This window comes from Acidobacteriota bacterium (genome assembly GCA_016713675.1).
GTDB lineage: Bacteria > Acidobacteriota > Blastocatellia > Pyrinomonadales > Pyrinomonadaceae > OLB17.
In genome coordinates this window covers 395,026-410,651 of the sequence record JADJOS010000004.1, presented here as the reverse complement: position 1 = coordinate 410,651, position 15,626 = coordinate 395,026, and the positions used below count along the sequence as shown (strand labels likewise).

Below are 15,626 nucleotides of genomic sequence, written 5' to 3'. Positions count from 1 at the left end.
TGAAATTTGAGATTTGAGATCTGAAATTTAGGAGAAGCTATGAGCAAAGAGAAATTCGACCGCAGTAAGCCGCACGTGAACATTGGAACTATCGGACACGTTGATCACGGCAAGACGACATTGACGGCAGCGATCACAAAGGTGATGTCGAAGCACAACGCCAAGATGGTAGTACGTGCATTCGATTCGATCGACAACGCGCCTGAAGAGAAAGCACGCGGTATCACAATTGCGACGGCTCACGTTGAGTATGAGACGGCAAACCGCCACTACGCACACGTCGACTGCCCGGGCCACGCTGACTATGTCAAGAACATGATCACTGGAGCGGCACAGATGGACGGAGCTATTCTTGTAGTAGCTGCGACGGACGGCCCGATGCCTCAGACCCGCGAGCACATCCTGCTTGCACGTCAGGTCGGTGTGCCTTCGATGGTCGTGTTCATGAATAAGGTCGACGCAGTTGACGATCCTGAATTGCTCGAACTCGTCGATATGGAGATCCGTGAACTTCTCAGTTCGTACGAATTCCCCGGCGACGATACACCGATCACGCAAGGGTCGGCACTGAAAGCTCTCGAAGGCGACCCGGCATGGGAATCGAAGATCGACGAGCTGATGCAGACGGTGGATGATTTCATCCCGACGCCTGCACGTGAGACGGACAAGCCGTTCCTGATGCCGGTCGAAGATATCTTCACCATCCAGGGCCGCGGAACAGTTGCGACGGGACGAATCGAGCGTGGAGTGATCAACGTCAACGAACCTGTCGAGATCGTCGGTATCAAAGACACGAGAAACTCGGTCGTCACCGGCGTCGAAATGTTCAAGAAGCTTCTTGATTCGGGAATGGCAGGCGACAACGTCGGACTGCTGCTCCGCGGAGTTGAGCGTAAGGAAATTGAACGCGGACAGGTCATCGCCAAACCGGGCTCGATCACACCGCACACCAAGTTCAAGGCTGAGGCATATGTCCTCACCAAAGAAGAAGGCGGACGCCACACCCCGTTCTTTACGGGATACCGCCCGCAGTTCTACTTCAGAACAACGGACGTGACGGGCGTTGCACACCTTCCGGCAGGAGTCGAGATGGTGATGCCCGGCGACAACATCCAGATGGAGATCGAACTGATCGCCCCCATCGCAATGGAAAAGGGCCTCCGCTTCGCTATCCGCGAAGGCGGCCGCACGGTCGGAGCCGGAACCGTTTCGGAAGTGGTGGAATAGAAATATGTTAAACGAAAAGATTCGCATCAAGTTGAAAGCTTACGATCACCGCGTTTTGGACCAGTCCACCGCTGAGATCGTAGATACGGCAAAGAGAACGGGAGCAAGGATCGCAGGGCCGATCCCCCTTCCTACCATCAAGAACAAATGGACGGTTCTCCGCTCGCCCCACGTCGATAAGAAATCGCGTGAGCAGTTTGAGATCAGAACGCACAAGCGTTTGATGGACATTCTTGATCCGACCGCCGAAACGGTCGATGCATTGATGAAATTGGATCTGCCGGCCGGTGTTGATGTCGAGATCAAGGCGTTCGGGAAAAACTAGTCGAGGAAGTCAAGAAAGTGGAGAAAGTCAAGAAAGTCTTGGAAGCAAGAAAGCGTCCAAGACTACCAAGACTTCCAAGACAGACCAGACTGACCAGACTCACGAAAGATTATGATTAGCGGAATCATTGGTAGAAAAATGGGAATGACGCAGCTTTTTGCGGAAGATGGCACGGTAACACCGGTTACGGTCATCAAAGCGGGGCCATGTGTCGTCATCCAAACCAAAAGTGCGGCAGGCCGCGACGGTTACAATGCCGTTCAGTTGGGCCTCGTCGAAGACAAGCCTATTCGCATTAAGAATGTGACAAAGCCTCTTCGCGGACACTTTGAAAAGACTGGCGGCGGCGTGCCTCCGACCCGAGTGCTTAAGGAGATCCGTCTGACGGATGAGCCGGAAGCATCGATCGGTGATCAGGTCAAGGTCGACGTATTTGCTGACGGCGACATCATTGATGTCGTTGGAAAGTCGAAAGGACGCGGTTTTGCCGGTACGATCAAGCGGCATAAATTTGCCCGCGGCCCTGAGTCGCACGGTTCGATGAACGTTCGTGAACCGGGATCGATCGGCCAGTCGGCCTATCCTTCGCGTGTTATCAAAGGAACGCGTTCGTCAGGCCACATGGGCGACGCCCGCGTGACGGTACAGAATTTGACGGTCGTCAAGGTCGATGTCGAGAACAATCTGCTGATGGTTCGCGGCGCGGTTCCGGGACCGAATGGCGGACTTATTATAGTCAAGAAAGCCTAGGAGTCGAGAAAGTCTAGAAGGTCTAGGAAGTATTGGAAGTCTGGGTAAGTTTGAGGGGTGGGATCTTCCTAGACTTTCGAGACTGACTCGACTTCCTAGACTAAAACGGAGTGAGAATATTATGCCTACCGTAAAGGTTCGCAATTTGAAGAATAAAGAGGTCGGGGATGTAGAGCTTTCGGATGCCGTTTTTGGTGTCGAATTGAACGAAGCTTTGATCCACTCGGCTGTGATGAATTATCAGGCCAACGGCCGACAGGGAACGTCAGCGACCAAAACTCGCGGTAACGTCTCGGGTTCGGGCCGCAAGCTCTGGAAGCAGAAGGGAACAGGCCGTGCGCGTATCGCGTCGCTTCGTTCCCCGCTGTGGAAAGGCGGCGGTAACGTTCACGGACCTCAGCCGCGCGACTGGTCATATGAGATGCCCAAGAAAATGCGCCGCGGTGCATTGCGTTCGGCTTTGTCAGAGCGTTTGCGTGAAGGCAACCTGATCATCATCGACGAATTTGGTATCTCGAATCCGAAGACCAGTGAGTTTTTGGGTGTAATGGATACGCTTGGCCTGGTCGAGAACAAAAAGCGTGCGAAAACGCTGATCATTGATTCGTTGGATAACGCAAATCTGATCCTTTCGTCGCGGAACGTTCAGAAGACCAAGGTGACCAATAGCTTCGGGCTGAATATCTACGACATCATCTATCACGAAAAGCTTTTGATCTCAAAGGCAGCGGTGGCGGAGCTTAACACTTTGCTAGACCCGAAACGTGAAAAGATGAGCGCAGGCGATCTGGTCGAGACGGCAGCAACGGCTGCACCGGCACCGAAAGCGAAAGCTAAGAAAGAAGCTGCACCTGCAGAAGCAGGCGAAGACAAGCCTAAAGCCAAGAAGGAAGCCAAGCCGAAAGCGGAGAAAGCTCCGAAGGCAGAAGCGGCTCCTGTAGAGGAAACTCCGGCAGTTGACGAAGCTCCGGCCGTAGAAACAAGCGAGGAGGCGACCACCAATGAGTAATTTAGGCGTTTGGGATATTTTGAAATCGCCGGTCGTTACCGAAAAGAGCGTAATTCTTAAGGAAGATTCGACCGACGAGAACAGCGACCGCAAGGCGGGACAGGTTTTGACATTCAAGGTCGACAAAAAAGCGACCAAGCCGGCGATAAAGGCCGCGATCGAAGAGATCTTTAGTGTAAAGGTCGCAGCGGTCCGCACGGTCCAGTACGAAGGCAAAACTAAACGGCGTGGCCGCCAGGAAGGCCGCCGTCCGAGCTGGAAGAAGGCTTACGTTACCCTCCGAAAGGGCGAGCCGATGGTTGATTACGCAGAAGCAATATAGCAGTGGTCAGTTGTCAGTGGTCAGTGTTCAGAAGAATCGAACAGCCGACCACCGAACACTGATCACCGACCACTAAGATTATGGGAATCAAGAGATTAAAACCGACATCACCGGCGAGACGTTACCAAACGTATTTGACGCGGGATGAGCTCACGAAAGGGGCAGTACCCGAGAAATCACTGCTCGAGCCGAAAAAGAGAATTTCAGGCCACAATAACGACGGCCGGATCACGATCCGCCGCCGCGGCGGAGGCCACAAGCGTCATTACCGTATTATCGACTTCAAACGCGATAAATCGGGAATTCCCGGAAAGGTCGCTCAGCTCGAATACGATCCGAACCGCTCGGCCCATATCGCGCTGATCAATTATCTCGACGGCGAAAAGCGTTACATTATCGCACCTGTCGGATTGACGGTTGGAACGATGATCCTGAGCGGCGAAGAGGCCGATATTTTGCCGGGAAATGCGCTGCCGATCAAGAATATACCGCTCGGTACACAGGTTCACAACATTGAGCTCCGTCCGGGAAAAGGCGGCCAGATGGTCCGCTCGGCCGGTGGTTTTGCACAGATCGTCGCTAAAGAAGGCGATTATGCACAGCTCAGAATGCCCTCAGGTGAAGTTCGCAAAGTTCCTGTCGTCTGTATGGCAACCGTTGGACAGGTCGGCAACACCGAGCATGAGAACGTCTCGCTTGGTAAGGCCGGACGTTCACGCTGGATGGGCAGACGTCCTAAGGTTCGCGGCGTCGCCATGAACCCGGTCGATCACCCGCACGGCGGTGGTGAAGGTAAGACCTCGGGCGGACGTAATCCGGTAACCCCGTGGGGACAGCCGACTCGCGGATACAAAACGCGACGCAACAAACGCACGACGAATATGATCGTGAAGGATAGAAGAAGGAAATAGCGTTTGGAGTACCGCCCTTAGGCGGCTCAGACGCGGAATAGAGGCCGCCTAAAGGCGGGACTCCAAACGAAAAAGATATGCCACGTTCATTAAAAAAAGGACCGTTTATCGATCTAAGCGTTCAGAAGATGCTTCGCCGCATCGCTGACGGAGCGATGAAACCGCCTGCGATCAAAACATGGTCGCGCCGCTCGACGATCACGCCTGAAATGGTCGGTTTGACCTTTGGCGTCCACAATGGCAAACGCCACATTCCGGTATTTGTTACCGAGAACATGGTCGGCCACAAGTTGGGAGAGTTTTCGCCGACGAGAATGTTTAAGGGCCACCCGGGAACGAAAGCGGAGAAGATGGCTAAGAGGAAATAGTGGACAGTGGACAGTGGGCAGTGGTCAGTAAGACCGCTGTCTGACCACTGGCCACCGACCACAGACAACTGTTATGGAAGCTGTAGCAAAAACAAAATATCTGAAAGGCAGCCCTCGTAAGGCACGGCTCGTGGTCGATATGATCCGCGGCGTGAACGTTTCACGGGCACTTTCGATCCTGAAATTTACCGACAAGCGGGCCGCCGAGCCGATCGCGAAGTGTTTGAATTCCGCGATCGCCAACGCAACGTTCAAGGCCGAGCAGCAGAATATCGCTATCGACCCGGACGATCTGTGGGTCAAGACGATCTTCGTCGATATGGGGCCGCACAAACATCGCAGCCGTATGCGTCCTGCTCCGCAGGGCCGTGCATATCGCGAACAGCGTCACTATTGCCACATCACCATTGAGGTGACCAGCGAAGAGCGTGCCAAGAGCGAAGATATGTTCCGACTCGACGAAGCACGTGCCGCACGTATCGCCGCGAAGAAAGAAGCCAACGAAAAGGCTAAAGCGGCAAAGGTATATACGAAGGTCGCAGCACCGGAGGTCGAGGAAGTCGAGACTCCGATTGTTGAGACGGCGGCGGAAACGGTCGAGGCTCCGGTCGAGACGGTTGAAGCGGCTCCGGTCGAAGAAAACAACGGTGAGGCCATTGTCGACGAAACTCCTGCCGAGATCGTCGAAGAAGCGGCCGCCAAGGTCGACGCTGAACAAGCGGCGGCTCACGAAACATCGACCCACACAACGGCTGAAGAAAATGCTCATAAGCCTGCGGACGAAGTGATGGAGAAAACGAACGAGGATCTAGAGCGACAATAAATAGGTTTTTAATATGGGACAGAAAGTTCATCCATACGGCTTTAGGGTCGGATACAACAAAGATTGGCACTCGCACTGGTTTGCGAAACATCAGTTTGCTGAATTTCTTGCAGAGGACCTCAAGCTTAAGCGCGAACTCAAGCGGAAATTCGGCGGCGGCGGCGTCTCGCATATCGATATCGAGCGAGCAGCGGCTAGGCTCAAGATCATCATATATACCTCGCGTCCGGGCATCATCATCGGCCGCAAGGGTGCAGAGATCGAAAAGCTCCGCGAGGATTATTCGCGAAAGACCGGGCGCGAGGTTTTGATCTCGATCCAGGAAATTCGCCACCCTGAGCTGAACGCTCAGCTTCAGGCAGAGAAGATCGCTCAACAGCTCGAGAAACGCATCATGTTTCGCCGTGCGATGAAAAAGACGATCGAAGAATCACAGCGATTCGGAGCACAGGGCATCAAGGTGATGATCGCCGGCCGCCTGAACGGAGCCGAAATTGCACGTACCGAATGGAACCTGCAGGGCCGCCTGCCGCTGCACACGCTGCGTGCGGATATCGACTACGGATTTGCCGAAGCATTGACGACATTCGGCATCATCGGTATCAAAGTTTGGATCTATCGCGGTGAGATCCTCGATCCTAACGCCTCGATGGCACGCGGAACAACGACCGACCCGATGAATGAGGTCAAGGTCGAACGCGGTGCACGACGCAATGATCGCGGACCACGCAGAGACGACCGCCGGTAGGCAGTTGGCAGAAAGCAGTAAGCAGAGATTGAACGAGGTTTAGAGAGTTATGTTACAGCCAAAAAAGGTCAAGCACCGGAGAGTAATGAAAGGCCGTATGCGCGGCAAAGCGACACGCGGCGAAAAGCTGAGCTTTGGTGATTTTGGTCTCAAAACATTAGAAGCGGCGTGGATCACTGACCGCCAGATCGAAGCGGCCCGTATCGCCATGACGCGTCACGTAAAACGTGGCGGTAAGATCTGGATCCGCATTTTCCCGGACAAGCCGATCACCAAGAAACCGGCTGAAACGCGTATGGGATCGGGTAAGGGAGCTCCTGATCACTGGGTCGCGGTCGTGAAGCCGGGCCGCGTTCTCTATGAGATCCAGGGCGTTGAAGAAGGATTGGCACGCGAGGCGATGGCGCTAGCGGCACAGAAACTGCCGATCAAGGTCAAATTTGTGACCCGTGCAGACCTCGAAGGAGGCGTTGTTTAAGAAACATGAAACGTAAAGATCAGCTCGTACAGCTTCGCGAAATGAATGCGACAGAGCTTACAGAACAGGCAGATGCATTGAAGGAATCGTTATTCCGCTTGAAGTTTCGTAAGACGCTCGGCGTTGGCGAAGTGGTTAATGATATCCGCCGCGAGAAGAAGACATTAGCACGCGTTCATACGCTGCTCAATCAGAAAGGTACCGAATCGAAAAAGGCGTAGGTGCCCAGGTAAAATAAGAAAATGCCAAAGAAGAAGACAGAAGAAGTCGAAGAGACAGTCGCGGTAGCAGAAGAAACTGTTGCGGACGAAGCTGCGGTCGAAGCCGCTGCTGAAGAAGCTGCACCGGTCGAAGAAGGCGCCGAAGTTGAGGCTGTGGAAGCTGAAGTTGAAGCTGCACCGGCAGAAGAAGCCGCTGAGGTTGCCGAACCGGCAGTCGAAGCTGCACCTGCTGAAGAAGTAGTTGCTTCGCCGATTGAAGAAAAGCCAAAGAAAGCTGCGAAAGCGGCTGCACCGAAGGCCAAAGCTAAGAAAGAAACTGCCCCTCCGGTCGAGCCGGCCGCCAACACCGGCGGTAAGCGTGCTGAGAAGGTCGGTATCGTTTCTTCGGACAAGATGACGAAAACGGTCACGGTTCGTGTTGACCGTCTGGTCAAACATCCTGTTTACCGTAAATACGTCAAGAAACGCAAGAAATTCATGGCCCACGATGAGACAGGTGCCAAGATCGGCGACAAGGTGAGAATTATCGAAACGCGTCCGCTGTCAGCAAGAAAGCGTTGGCGTGTGGTCGAGATCCTGCATAAAGCAGCAAGGTAATAAAGTAGGCAGTTGGCAGGAGCGGTAGGCAGTATCAGAGCTTCTGATCACTGACACTGGAGAAAAATTATGATTCAGATGCAGACCTCGTTGACGGTCGCAGACAATTCGGGAGCAAAACGCGTGGTAATGATCATGCCGGTCGGCGGTTCAACCAGCAAGCATGCGAAACTCGGCGATACGATCAAAGTAACGGTGAAAGAGGCTTCGCCCGACGGCACAGCCAAGAAAAGGTAAGGTCTATAACGCAGTCATTGTTCGGACGCATAAAGAGATCCGTCGTAAAGACGGAACCTATATCCGATTTGATGAGAACGCCGCGGTGTTGATCAAAGATGACGGCACACCTATTGGAACCCGTGTATTCGGGCCCGTAGCCCGCGAGTTGCGTGAACGGAATTTTATGAAGATCGTGAGCCTCGCTCCAGAGGTGATCTAACTAGGGGAGAGCCCCGTCAGCCGGCGGCCCCCTCTTGTGGAGGCTAAAGAAAGATGAAAACTGGTAAAAGTTGGAACAGTCAGAAGCAAGATCAAACGCGGCGATCAGGTCGTATTCATTGCAGGCAAAGAATATAACCGCTACGACAGCACCGGCAAACGGGCTCCGTTTCGCGGAAAGGTCATCGCGGTCGATGCACGCAGCGGTAAGGTCAAGGTCGAAGGCGCTATGATCGTCAAACGTCACCGTAAGCCGGTTCCTCAGATGAACCGCGAGGGCGGCATATTCGAACAGGAAGCATGGGTCTCGGCTTCGAATGTTGCCTTGATCGATCCGGAAACCGGAAAGCCGACCCGCGTTAAATATGAGGTCCGCGACGGTAAGAAGGTTCGTGTCGCAATGAGCGGCAAGGTTATCGCCGAAACCGGTTCATACAGGAAAGAGCCGAAGAAAGCCGATGAGGCTGCTGATGCGACCGAGGAAGCGGCGAAATAGTTTACGTAGCTTGGAAACGGAGCAATTTGAATATTCGAAACTCCGGAACCTGAGCAAGAAGAAAATAAAATGGCTAGATTAAAAGAAAAATACAAAAGCGAGATCGCTCCGGCGTTAGCTAAAGAATTTGAGATCAAAAATCCGATGGCTATCCCCAAGATCGAGAAGATCGTCGTCAACATGGGCCTCGGGGAGGCGTCATCCAACGCGAAGATCCTAGATGTTGCGACCGAGGAATTAAAAGTGGTGACCGGACAAAAGCCGGTGGTCACTAAGGCAAAGAAATCGATCGCTGCGTTCAAACTGCGTCAGGGAATGTCGATCGGCACTATGGTCACGCTTCGCGGGGACCGCATGTATGAGTTCCTCGATCGCCTGATCTCGGTCGCTCTGCCTCGTGTACGCGATTTTCGCGGCATCTCGGGCAAGGCCTTTGACGGACGCGGAAATTATACGCTCGGTATTCGCGAGCAGCTGATCTTCCCGGAGATCGATTTTAATAAGGTTGATAAGACACGCGGGATGAATATCTCGATCGTTACGACGGCAGTAAATGACGACCAGGCACGTTCGCTGCTGAAAGCGTTGGGAATGCCGTTCAGACAATAAAAACATGGCAAAGATAAGCAAGATCGTAAAGAACAACGACCGCAAGGACATGGTAAAGCTCTATGCAGAGCGCCGTGCCGCTGCGAAAGCAATTATCAATAACCCGAAATCGACGGTTGAAGAAGTCGATGCAGCGGTTATTAAATTGCAGAAGATGCCGCGTGACGCCAGTGCGTCGAGAGTGCGTAACCGTTGTTCGCAGACGGGCCGTTCGCGTGGATATTTGAGAAAGTTTGGCGTTTCGCGAATCGCGTTACGCGAGCTCGCACTTGCCGGGCAGATCCCGGGAGTTGTTAAGTCGAGTTGGTAGTAAGTTAGGAGTTCCGCCTTTAGGCGGCATAATACTTAAGTGGGGGCCTGCTGAAGCAGGGACTCCAAACTGAGTTTACGGAGTAAAAGAGTAATGACAGATCCAATAGCCGATATGCTGACGCGGATACGAAACGCGATCGCTGCAAAGCACACACGTGTTGATATTCCCGGCTCAAAGCTGAAAATGGAAGTTGCCCGCATCCTTAAGGAAGAAGGCTACATCAATAGCTTTTCGACCAAAGGGGAAGGCCCGAAATACGTTATTCGGGTGTTTCTTCGCTATGATGCGAAAGGAACCTCTTCGATCACGCACCTTTCCCGCGTTTCGACGCCGGGACGCCGCGTATATGTTGGTTCGTCCGATATCCCGCGTGTTTTGGGCGGATACGGCGTGAACATCGTTTCAACGTCAAAAGGTTTGATGAGCGGCAAACGTGCCCGTGCCGAACATGTCGGCGGCGAAATATTGGCCGAGATCTATTAGTCGATTTTGGATTTTAGATTTTGGATTTTAGATTGCAGACGCTTTCTTGAATAATCCAAAATCGAAAATCCTTAATCCAATATCAGGAAGATTATGTCTAGAGTAGGAAAAAAACCGATTTCGATACCGTCAGGTGTGACGGTGACGATCAACGACCAGCAACTCGAGGTCAAAGGGCCCAAGGGAACGTTGACGACACCGATCCCGGGCGGAGTTACGTTCAAACAAGAGGACGGGACACTGACAGCAGAGCGTGCGGGCGATGATGTTGCCGCGTTTCACGGATTGGCTCGTGCCCTCGCGAACAACGCCGTTGTCGGCGTGACCGAAGGGTTTACGCGTGAGATGGATATCGTAGGCGTTGGTTATAAGGCAGACGTTCAGGGATCGAAGATAAACTTCGCTCTCGGATATTCACACCCGATCGTTTACGATCTCCCGAAAGGGATCGAAGCGAAAGCAGAACGCGTCGGTGCGAAAACGTCGATTACGCAGTATCAGACGACGATCACATTGAGTGGTATCGACAAGCAACTGCTCGGACAGGTCGCGGCGGAACTAAACCGGCTGCGCAAGCCCGATGCATACAAAGGCAAAGGTGTCCGATATGCGGACAGATTGTATAGATTGAAGCCGGGTAAGACAGGGAAATAACTAACAGTGAACAACTAATGGTGAACAACTGTTCGCTATTCACTGTTCATTGTCCACTAAGATTATGGCACAGAAAAGCAGAGCAATTATTCGGAATGGTGTGCACAGCCGCATTCGTAAGAAAGTCAGCGGCACGGCAGCGCGTCCGCGTTTGGCGGTCTTTCGCAGCTTGAACCACATTTACGCTCAGGTCATCGATGACAAGACCGGCACGACGCTGGCAACGGCATCGACCACCGAAAAGGCACTTGCGGTCAAGTCCGGCGGCAATATCGAAGCAGCTGTCACTGTCGGCAAGGCGATCGCCGAGCGAGCTCAGAAGGCGGGAATTTCGACGGTGGTCTACGACCGCGGCGGATATGTTTATCACGGGCGGGTCAAGGCATTGATCGACGCGACTCGCGAAGGCGGCCTAAACAAGCATGAAGCGGCGGCCGAAACGGAAAGTACACAGGAAAGCAATGATTAATACGAAACAGAAAGTATCCGCAGGTAACCTGATCCTTAAGGACCAGCTCATTTCGATCAATCGTGTAACGAAGGTCGTTAAGGGTGGTAAGAATATGTCGTTCGCGGCTCTTGTTGTCGTTGGTGACGAAGCCGGACACGTGGGATTTGGAACAGGCAAAGCGAAGGAAGTGCCGAACGCTATCAAAAAAGCGGTCGAAGCGGCAAAGAACAATCTGATCCGTGTTCCGCTCATCGACGGTACTTTGCCGCACGAGATGATCGGCGAGTACGGTGCAGGACGCGTCTTGCTCAAGCCTGCTGCCGAAGGTACGGGCGTTATTGCCGGCGGAGCTGTGCGTGCTATCCTGCAGAGCCTTGGAGTGCACAATGTGCGTACCAAGATCCTCGGGTCGAACAATGCACACAATGTAATACGTGCAACCTTTAACGGCCTGCTTAGAATGAAGGATCCGGTCGAAGTTGCAAGGCTCCGCGGAAAACAGGTAGAAGATCTAGTTTAAGGAGCTCACGCCTAAAGGCGTAACTCTGAACAATATCATGGCAAAGAAAGTAGAAACAGAAGGAAGCGGCAAGATCAAGATCCAGTATTACCGGAGCATGATCGGCTATTCGAAAAAACAGAAGACGATCGTTAAGAGCCTGGGTATCACCAAGCTCAACCAGACGGTCGAGCGGATCGATACGCCTTCGACGCGCGGCGTCGTCGCCAAGATCCCGCATCTTTTGAGAATCGTGGAATAGTAAATCGTAATCAGTGGATCGAAAGTAGGTAAGGATCGGAATTATTCTTTCTATTTACGATTTGCAATTCACTATCTACAAGGACAAATAAAATGGCTTTATCATTGAATAATTTACACCCTGCGGAGGGTTCGACGCATAAGAAAAAGCGCATCGGACGCGGTCCCGGCTCGGGTACCGGCAAAACTGCAGGTAAAGGGCACAAGGGCCAGAAGTCGCGTTCCGGCTACAGCAGCAAGCGCGGATTCGAAGGCGGCCAGATGCCGCTCCAACGCCGTCTTCCGAAGCGTGGATTCACTAACATTTTTAAGAAAGAGTGGGTCGAGATCAGCCTCGGCAAGATCGAAGAGAACTTTAATGCCGGTGATGTCGTAACTCCTGAAATACTACACGAACGCGGTTTGATCAAGAAAGCGAAGCACGACCTAGTCATACTTGGAACTGGCGAAGTCACAAAATCACTCACGATCTCGTCGCACCGGTTTACAAAAACCGCTAAGGACAAGATCGAAAAGGCCGGCGGTACGGCAGAAATTATCGTGAAGACGAAGGCTGCGGCTTCGGCCGAATAGGAAAAGCTTGATTTTCCAGGAGAATTATGGAGAAGTTTTTTGGCGCCGTACAAAACATGTTCAAGATCCCTGAGCTGAGGACACGTATCCTCTTTACGCTCGGGCTCTTGGCGGTGTACCGTTTTGGTGCTCACGTTCAGGCTCCGGGGATCAATAAGGTCCGTCTCGAACAGGTTTGGGGCGAAGTCGCCGGAACCCTGCTTGGCGTACTCGATCTGTTCTCAGGCGGTAACTTTCGCACGATCTCGGTGTTTGCTCTTGGTGTGACGCCGTATATTACTGCATCGATCATCATGCAGCTGATGCCTGTCCTTTCGCCTGCGATGAAAAAGATTCAGGAAGAGGGTGAAGTTGGACGTCAGAAAATGAACCAATGGACGCGGTATATGACCGTCGTCTTGTGCGCCATTCAAACATTTTTCGTCGCGACCTGGCTGCACCGCAACCAGATCATCGGCGACACTTGGTGGGCGACAGCGATGATCGTTATCACGTTGACGACGGGAACGATATTCGTTATGTGGCTCGGCGAACAGATCACCGAACGCGGCGTCGGTAACGGTATCTCACTCCTAATTTTTGCAGGTATCGTCATTGGATTGCCGCAAGGAATCGTTCAGATCTCAGAACGTGTCGGAACCGGTGATGCGACCCAGACGCTCGGCGTTGTGTTCCTTATCGTAGTGATGGTCCTGCTCATCGCGGTGATCGTTTACGTTGAATCAGCCCGGCGAAACATCGCTATAACATATGCCAGCCGACGAGTCGGCACTCAGACGTTTCGCGGTCAGGAGACGAGCCTTCCGTTGAAGATCAACATGGGCGGCGTTATTCCGGTGATCTTTGCTTCGTCCGTGCTGGCGATGCCGCAGACCTTGTTCTCGGCGTTTCCGGCGGATCCGAATGAACCGACTTCGACATGGTCGCAGATCTTTACGTTCTTCCAGCAGTTTCACGGCGGTGACCCCTATTACGAACTCGTCTTTTTATCGTTGATCGTTCTGTTCACGTTCTTTTATATAACGATCATCTTTAATACCGACGAGGTCGCTGACAACCTGCGAAAACATGGCGGTTTTATCGCAGGTATTCGTCCGGGTGCTCCGACTGCGGATTATCTGAACGGTATACTGACACGTTTGACGACCGTCGGAGCGATCTACCTGGCGTTGATCGCGTTCATTCCGCAGATCCTGCTCAGCGGGTTCAAGGTTGCTCGATTGCCGTTTGTCGGAACTGCGGTCGATAACTTTTTGACGGCGACGCCCGGGCTTAGCTGGATCCCGACCGGTTTGGGATATCAATTTTATTTTGGCGGTACTTCACTACTGATCCTCGTGGGCGTTGCGATGGATACCGTTTCCCAGATCGAAGCTCAGCTCGTAATGCGTAATTACGAAGGCTTTCTCGGTGCGGGCTCGCGTCTTCGCGGACGGCGAAGCTAGTTAATTTGAACCGCAGAGACGCAGAGACGCGGAGAAATTTCGGAAGCGATCCGTCGCTGTGTGATATTTCTTTCCTCTGCGTCTTGGCGTCTCTGCGGTGAAATCGTATGAGTAAGATCATTGTATTGATAGGTGCACCCGGAGCGGGGAAAGGGACACAGGCAAGGCTCTTGCAAGAGCGGCGTTCGATACCGCAGATATCGACGGGCGACATGTTCCGCGAGATGAAGAACGCAGACACTCCGCTTGCGAAAGAGGTTCAGCAGATCATGGCGTCCGGTAAATTGATCTCGGACGACATCACATACCGGATCGTTCGTGAACGAACCTTAAAACCGGACACTGCCGGCACGTATGTCCTCGACGGTTATCCGCGGACGGCGATCCAGGCCGAGCAGCTCGAGGAGCTTGCGAAGGAGCAGAGCAAAGAGATCCAGGCGATCGAGGTCGACGTTGAACGCGGTGAGTTGATGAAACGCCTGACGGGCCGCAGAAGCTGTCCGGTTTGCGGGGAGATATATAATATCTATTCGAAACCGCCTAGAGTCGAGGGCGTCTGCGATGAGCATCCGGAAAGGTCGCTTGATCATCGGCAGGACGATTGGGAAGAGAAAGTGAAGGTCCGGCTTGAGACCTACGACGAACTAACGAAACCGCTGCTCGATTATTATGAACGCTCGGGCCGTTTGTCGAAGATCGATGGTTCAGGCGAAATAGAGGATATCTACCGCGAGATCGATGAGCTTATTTAGTTCGATCGCCGCGTTGTTTGGCAAAAGAATGATCATTGCGAAATCAGCAAAGGACCTAGATAAAATGCGAGCCGTAGGCGAACTCATCGCCGAGGTGCGAGAGTCCCTGCGTGCGATGGTCAAGCCCGGCATCTCGACAATGGACCTCAACAACGCTGCGGAGAAGATGATAAGGGACGCCGGGGCGATCCCGACCTTTATTGGATATCACGGTTTTCCGTATGCGATCTGTGCCTCGGTCAACGATGAGATCGTTCACGGGTTTTCGAAAACTACGCCGCTCAACGAGGGCGATATTGTTTCGCTCGACATGGCGGCGACCTATGACGGATTTGTCGGCGATACGGCGATGACGCTTCCGGTTGGCGAAATAACAGAGGAATTGAAGCAGTTGATCCGCGTTACCGAAGAATGTCTTGCTCTGGGGATCGAAGCAGCTCGGCCGGGCGGCCGTGTCGGTGACATCAGTTGGGCGGTCCAACAGCATGCGGAGAAGTATGGTTATGGTATTGTCCGCGATTATACAGGACACGGGATCGGGCGTCAGATGCACGAAGCTCCGCAAATACCTAACCACGGTCGTGCGGGAACCAAAGAAAAGATCCGCGTCGGGTATTGTTTTGCGATCGAGCCGATGCTCAACCTGGGAACGCATGAAACGCTGACGCTCAGTGATAAGTGGACAGTCGTTACGAAAGACGGCAAACCGTCGGCACATGCTGAGCATACGCTCGCGGTTACCGCTGACGGGCCCGAGATCTTGACGCTCACGAAAGAGCAAAAGAAGTCGTTGAATCACGGTGCGAGCGAAACTGCTGCGGCATGACTTGAAATCAGCGTCAAGAAAGGATAATATTAACGGTTTGCCCCACT

24 protein-coding genes and 1 pseudogene are annotated in these 15,626 nt (G+C 53.0%); all 25 read left to right on the top strand.

Annotated elements, in window-relative coordinates; genetic code table 11:
• Positions 1-39 precede the first annotated feature (39 nt).
• The 25 genes and pseudogenes from tuf to map all read left to right on the top strand — a co-directional run bounded on the left by tuf (position 40) and on the right by map (position 15,579).
• Positions 40-1,227, top strand: a complete 1,188-nt coding sequence (tuf, locus tag IPK01_15260; GenBank protein MBK7934794.1) for an elongation factor Tu — start codon at positions 40-42, stop codon at positions 1,225-1,227.
• A gap of 4 nt (positions 1,228-1,231) precedes the next feature.
• Positions 1,232-1,552, top strand: a complete 321-nt coding sequence (gene rpsJ, locus IPK01_15255) for a 30S ribosomal protein S10 (GenBank protein MBK7934793.1) — start codon at positions 1,232-1,234, stop codon at positions 1,550-1,552.
• A gap of 111 nt (positions 1,553-1,663) precedes the next feature.
• Positions 1,664-2,302, top strand: coding sequence for a 50S ribosomal protein L3 (gene rplC, locus IPK01_15250; GenBank protein MBK7934792.1), 639 nt, complete (start codon positions 1,664-1,666; stop codon positions 2,300-2,302).
• Between the two features lie 121 nt (positions 2,303-2,423).
• Entirely contained in the window at positions 2,424-3,311 is an 888-nt protein-coding gene (gene rplD, locus IPK01_15245; protein MBK7934791.1) for a 50S ribosomal protein L4, read from the top strand.
• Entirely contained in the window at positions 3,304-3,633 is a 330-nt protein-coding gene (gene rplW / locus IPK01_15240) for a 50S ribosomal protein L23 (protein MBK7934790.1), read from the top strand. The genes rplD and rplW overlap by 8 nt, the downstream gene beginning before the upstream one ends.
• An 80-nt stretch (positions 3,634-3,713) precedes the next feature.
• The gene (gene rplB / locus IPK01_15235; GenBank protein MBK7934789.1) at positions 3,714-4,544 is read left to right on the top strand and encodes a 50S ribosomal protein L2; all 831 of its coding nucleotides are present in this window, start codon (positions 3,714-3,716) and stop codon (positions 4,542-4,544) included.
• A gap of 77 nt (positions 4,545-4,621) precedes the next feature.
• Entirely contained in the window at positions 4,622-4,912 is a 291-nt protein-coding gene (gene rpsS / locus IPK01_15230; GenBank protein MBK7934788.1) for a 30S ribosomal protein S19, read from the top strand.
• 73 nt (positions 4,913-4,985) lie between these two features.
• Positions 4,986-5,735: a 50S ribosomal protein L22 gene (gene rplV, locus IPK01_15225; protein MBK7934787.1), complete on the top strand. Its 750-nt coding sequence runs from the start codon at positions 4,986-4,988 to the stop codon at positions 5,733-5,735.
• 13 nt (positions 5,736-5,748) lie between these two features.
• A complete protein-coding gene (rpsC, locus tag IPK01_15220; GenBank protein ID MBK7934786.1) occupies positions 5,749-6,483 on the top strand; it encodes a 30S ribosomal protein S3 in 735 nt (244 codons plus the stop codon).
• Positions 6,484-6,532: 49 nt separating this feature from the next.
• A complete protein-coding gene (gene rplP / locus IPK01_15215; GenBank protein MBK7934785.1) occupies positions 6,533-6,961 on the top strand; it encodes a 50S ribosomal protein L16 in 429 nt (142 codons plus the stop codon).
• A 5-nt stretch (positions 6,962-6,966) separates the two neighbouring features.
• Positions 6,967-7,182, top strand: a complete 216-nt coding sequence (rpmC, locus tag IPK01_15210; GenBank protein ID MBK7934784.1) for a 50S ribosomal protein L29 — start codon at positions 6,967-6,969, stop codon at positions 7,180-7,182.
• A 21-nt stretch (positions 7,183-7,203) separates the two neighbouring features.
• Positions 7,204-7,779, top strand: coding sequence for a 30S ribosomal protein S17 (gene rpsQ, locus IPK01_15205; protein ID MBK7934783.1), 576 nt, complete (start codon positions 7,204-7,206; stop codon positions 7,777-7,779).
• Between the two features lie 69 nt (positions 7,780-7,848).
• Positions 7,849-8,218, top strand: a pseudogene (gene rplN, locus IPK01_15200) (50S ribosomal protein L14).
• A gap of 60 nt (positions 8,219-8,278) precedes the next feature.
• Positions 8,279-8,713 (top strand): 50S ribosomal protein L24, encoded by a 435-nt coding sequence (rplX, locus tag IPK01_15195; GenBank protein ID MBK7934782.1) that lies wholly within the window; start codon positions 8,279-8,281, stop codon positions 8,711-8,713.
• Positions 8,714-8,782: 69 nt separating this feature from the next.
• Complete coding sequence (rplE, locus tag IPK01_15190) at positions 8,783-9,322, top strand: 50S ribosomal protein L5 (protein ID MBK7934781.1); 540 nt, start codon at positions 8,783-8,785, stop codon at positions 9,320-9,322.
• Between the two features lie 4 nt (positions 9,323-9,326).
• Positions 9,327-9,632, top strand: coding sequence for a 30S ribosomal protein S14 (rpsN, locus tag IPK01_15185; GenBank protein ID MBK7934780.1), 306 nt, complete (start codon positions 9,327-9,329; stop codon positions 9,630-9,632).
• A gap of 93 nt (positions 9,633-9,725) precedes the next feature.
• A complete protein-coding gene (rpsH, locus tag IPK01_15180; GenBank protein MBK7934779.1) occupies positions 9,726-10,118 on the top strand; it encodes a 30S ribosomal protein S8 in 393 nt (130 codons plus the stop codon).
• 93 nt (positions 10,119-10,211) lie between these two features.
• Complete coding sequence (gene rplF, locus IPK01_15175) at positions 10,212-10,772, top strand: 50S ribosomal protein L6 (protein MBK7934778.1); 561 nt, start codon at positions 10,212-10,214, stop codon at positions 10,770-10,772.
• Between the two features lie 64 nt (positions 10,773-10,836).
• Complete coding sequence (rplR, locus tag IPK01_15170) at positions 10,837-11,241, top strand: 50S ribosomal protein L18 (protein ID MBK7934777.1); 405 nt, start codon at positions 10,837-10,839, stop codon at positions 11,239-11,241.
• The gene (gene rpsE, locus IPK01_15165) at positions 11,234-11,743 is read left to right on the top strand and encodes a 30S ribosomal protein S5 (GenBank protein ID MBK7934776.1); all 510 of its coding nucleotides are present in this window, start codon (positions 11,234-11,236) and stop codon (positions 11,741-11,743) included. The genes rplR and rpsE overlap by 8 nt, the downstream gene beginning before the upstream one ends.
• A 37-nt stretch (positions 11,744-11,780) precedes the next feature.
• Positions 11,781-11,984 carry a 50S ribosomal protein L30 gene (rpmD, locus tag IPK01_15160; protein ID MBK7934775.1) on the top strand — a complete coding sequence of 68 codons (204 nt, stop codon included), beginning with the start codon at positions 11,781-11,783 and terminating at the stop codon, positions 11,982-11,984.
• Between the two features lie 92 nt (positions 11,985-12,076).
• A complete protein-coding gene (rplO, locus tag IPK01_15155) occupies positions 12,077-12,556 on the top strand; it encodes a 50S ribosomal protein L15 (GenBank protein ID MBK7934774.1) in 480 nt (159 codons plus the stop codon).
• A gap of 26 nt (positions 12,557-12,582) precedes the next feature.
• Entirely contained in the window at positions 12,583-14,001 is a 1,419-nt protein-coding gene (gene secY / locus IPK01_15150) for a preprotein translocase subunit SecY (GenBank protein ID MBK7934773.1), read from the top strand.
• Between the two features lie 107 nt (positions 14,002-14,108).
• Positions 14,109-14,753 carry an adenylate kinase gene (locus IPK01_15145; protein ID MBK7934772.1) on the top strand — a complete coding sequence of 215 codons (645 nt, stop codon included), beginning with the start codon at positions 14,109-14,111 and terminating at the stop codon, positions 14,751-14,753.
• Positions 14,754-14,781: 28 nt separating this feature from the next.
• A complete protein-coding gene (gene map, locus IPK01_15140; GenBank protein ID MBK7934771.1) occupies positions 14,782-15,579 on the top strand; it encodes a type I methionyl aminopeptidase in 798 nt (265 codons plus the stop codon).
• Positions 15,580-15,626 lie beyond the last annotated feature (47 nt).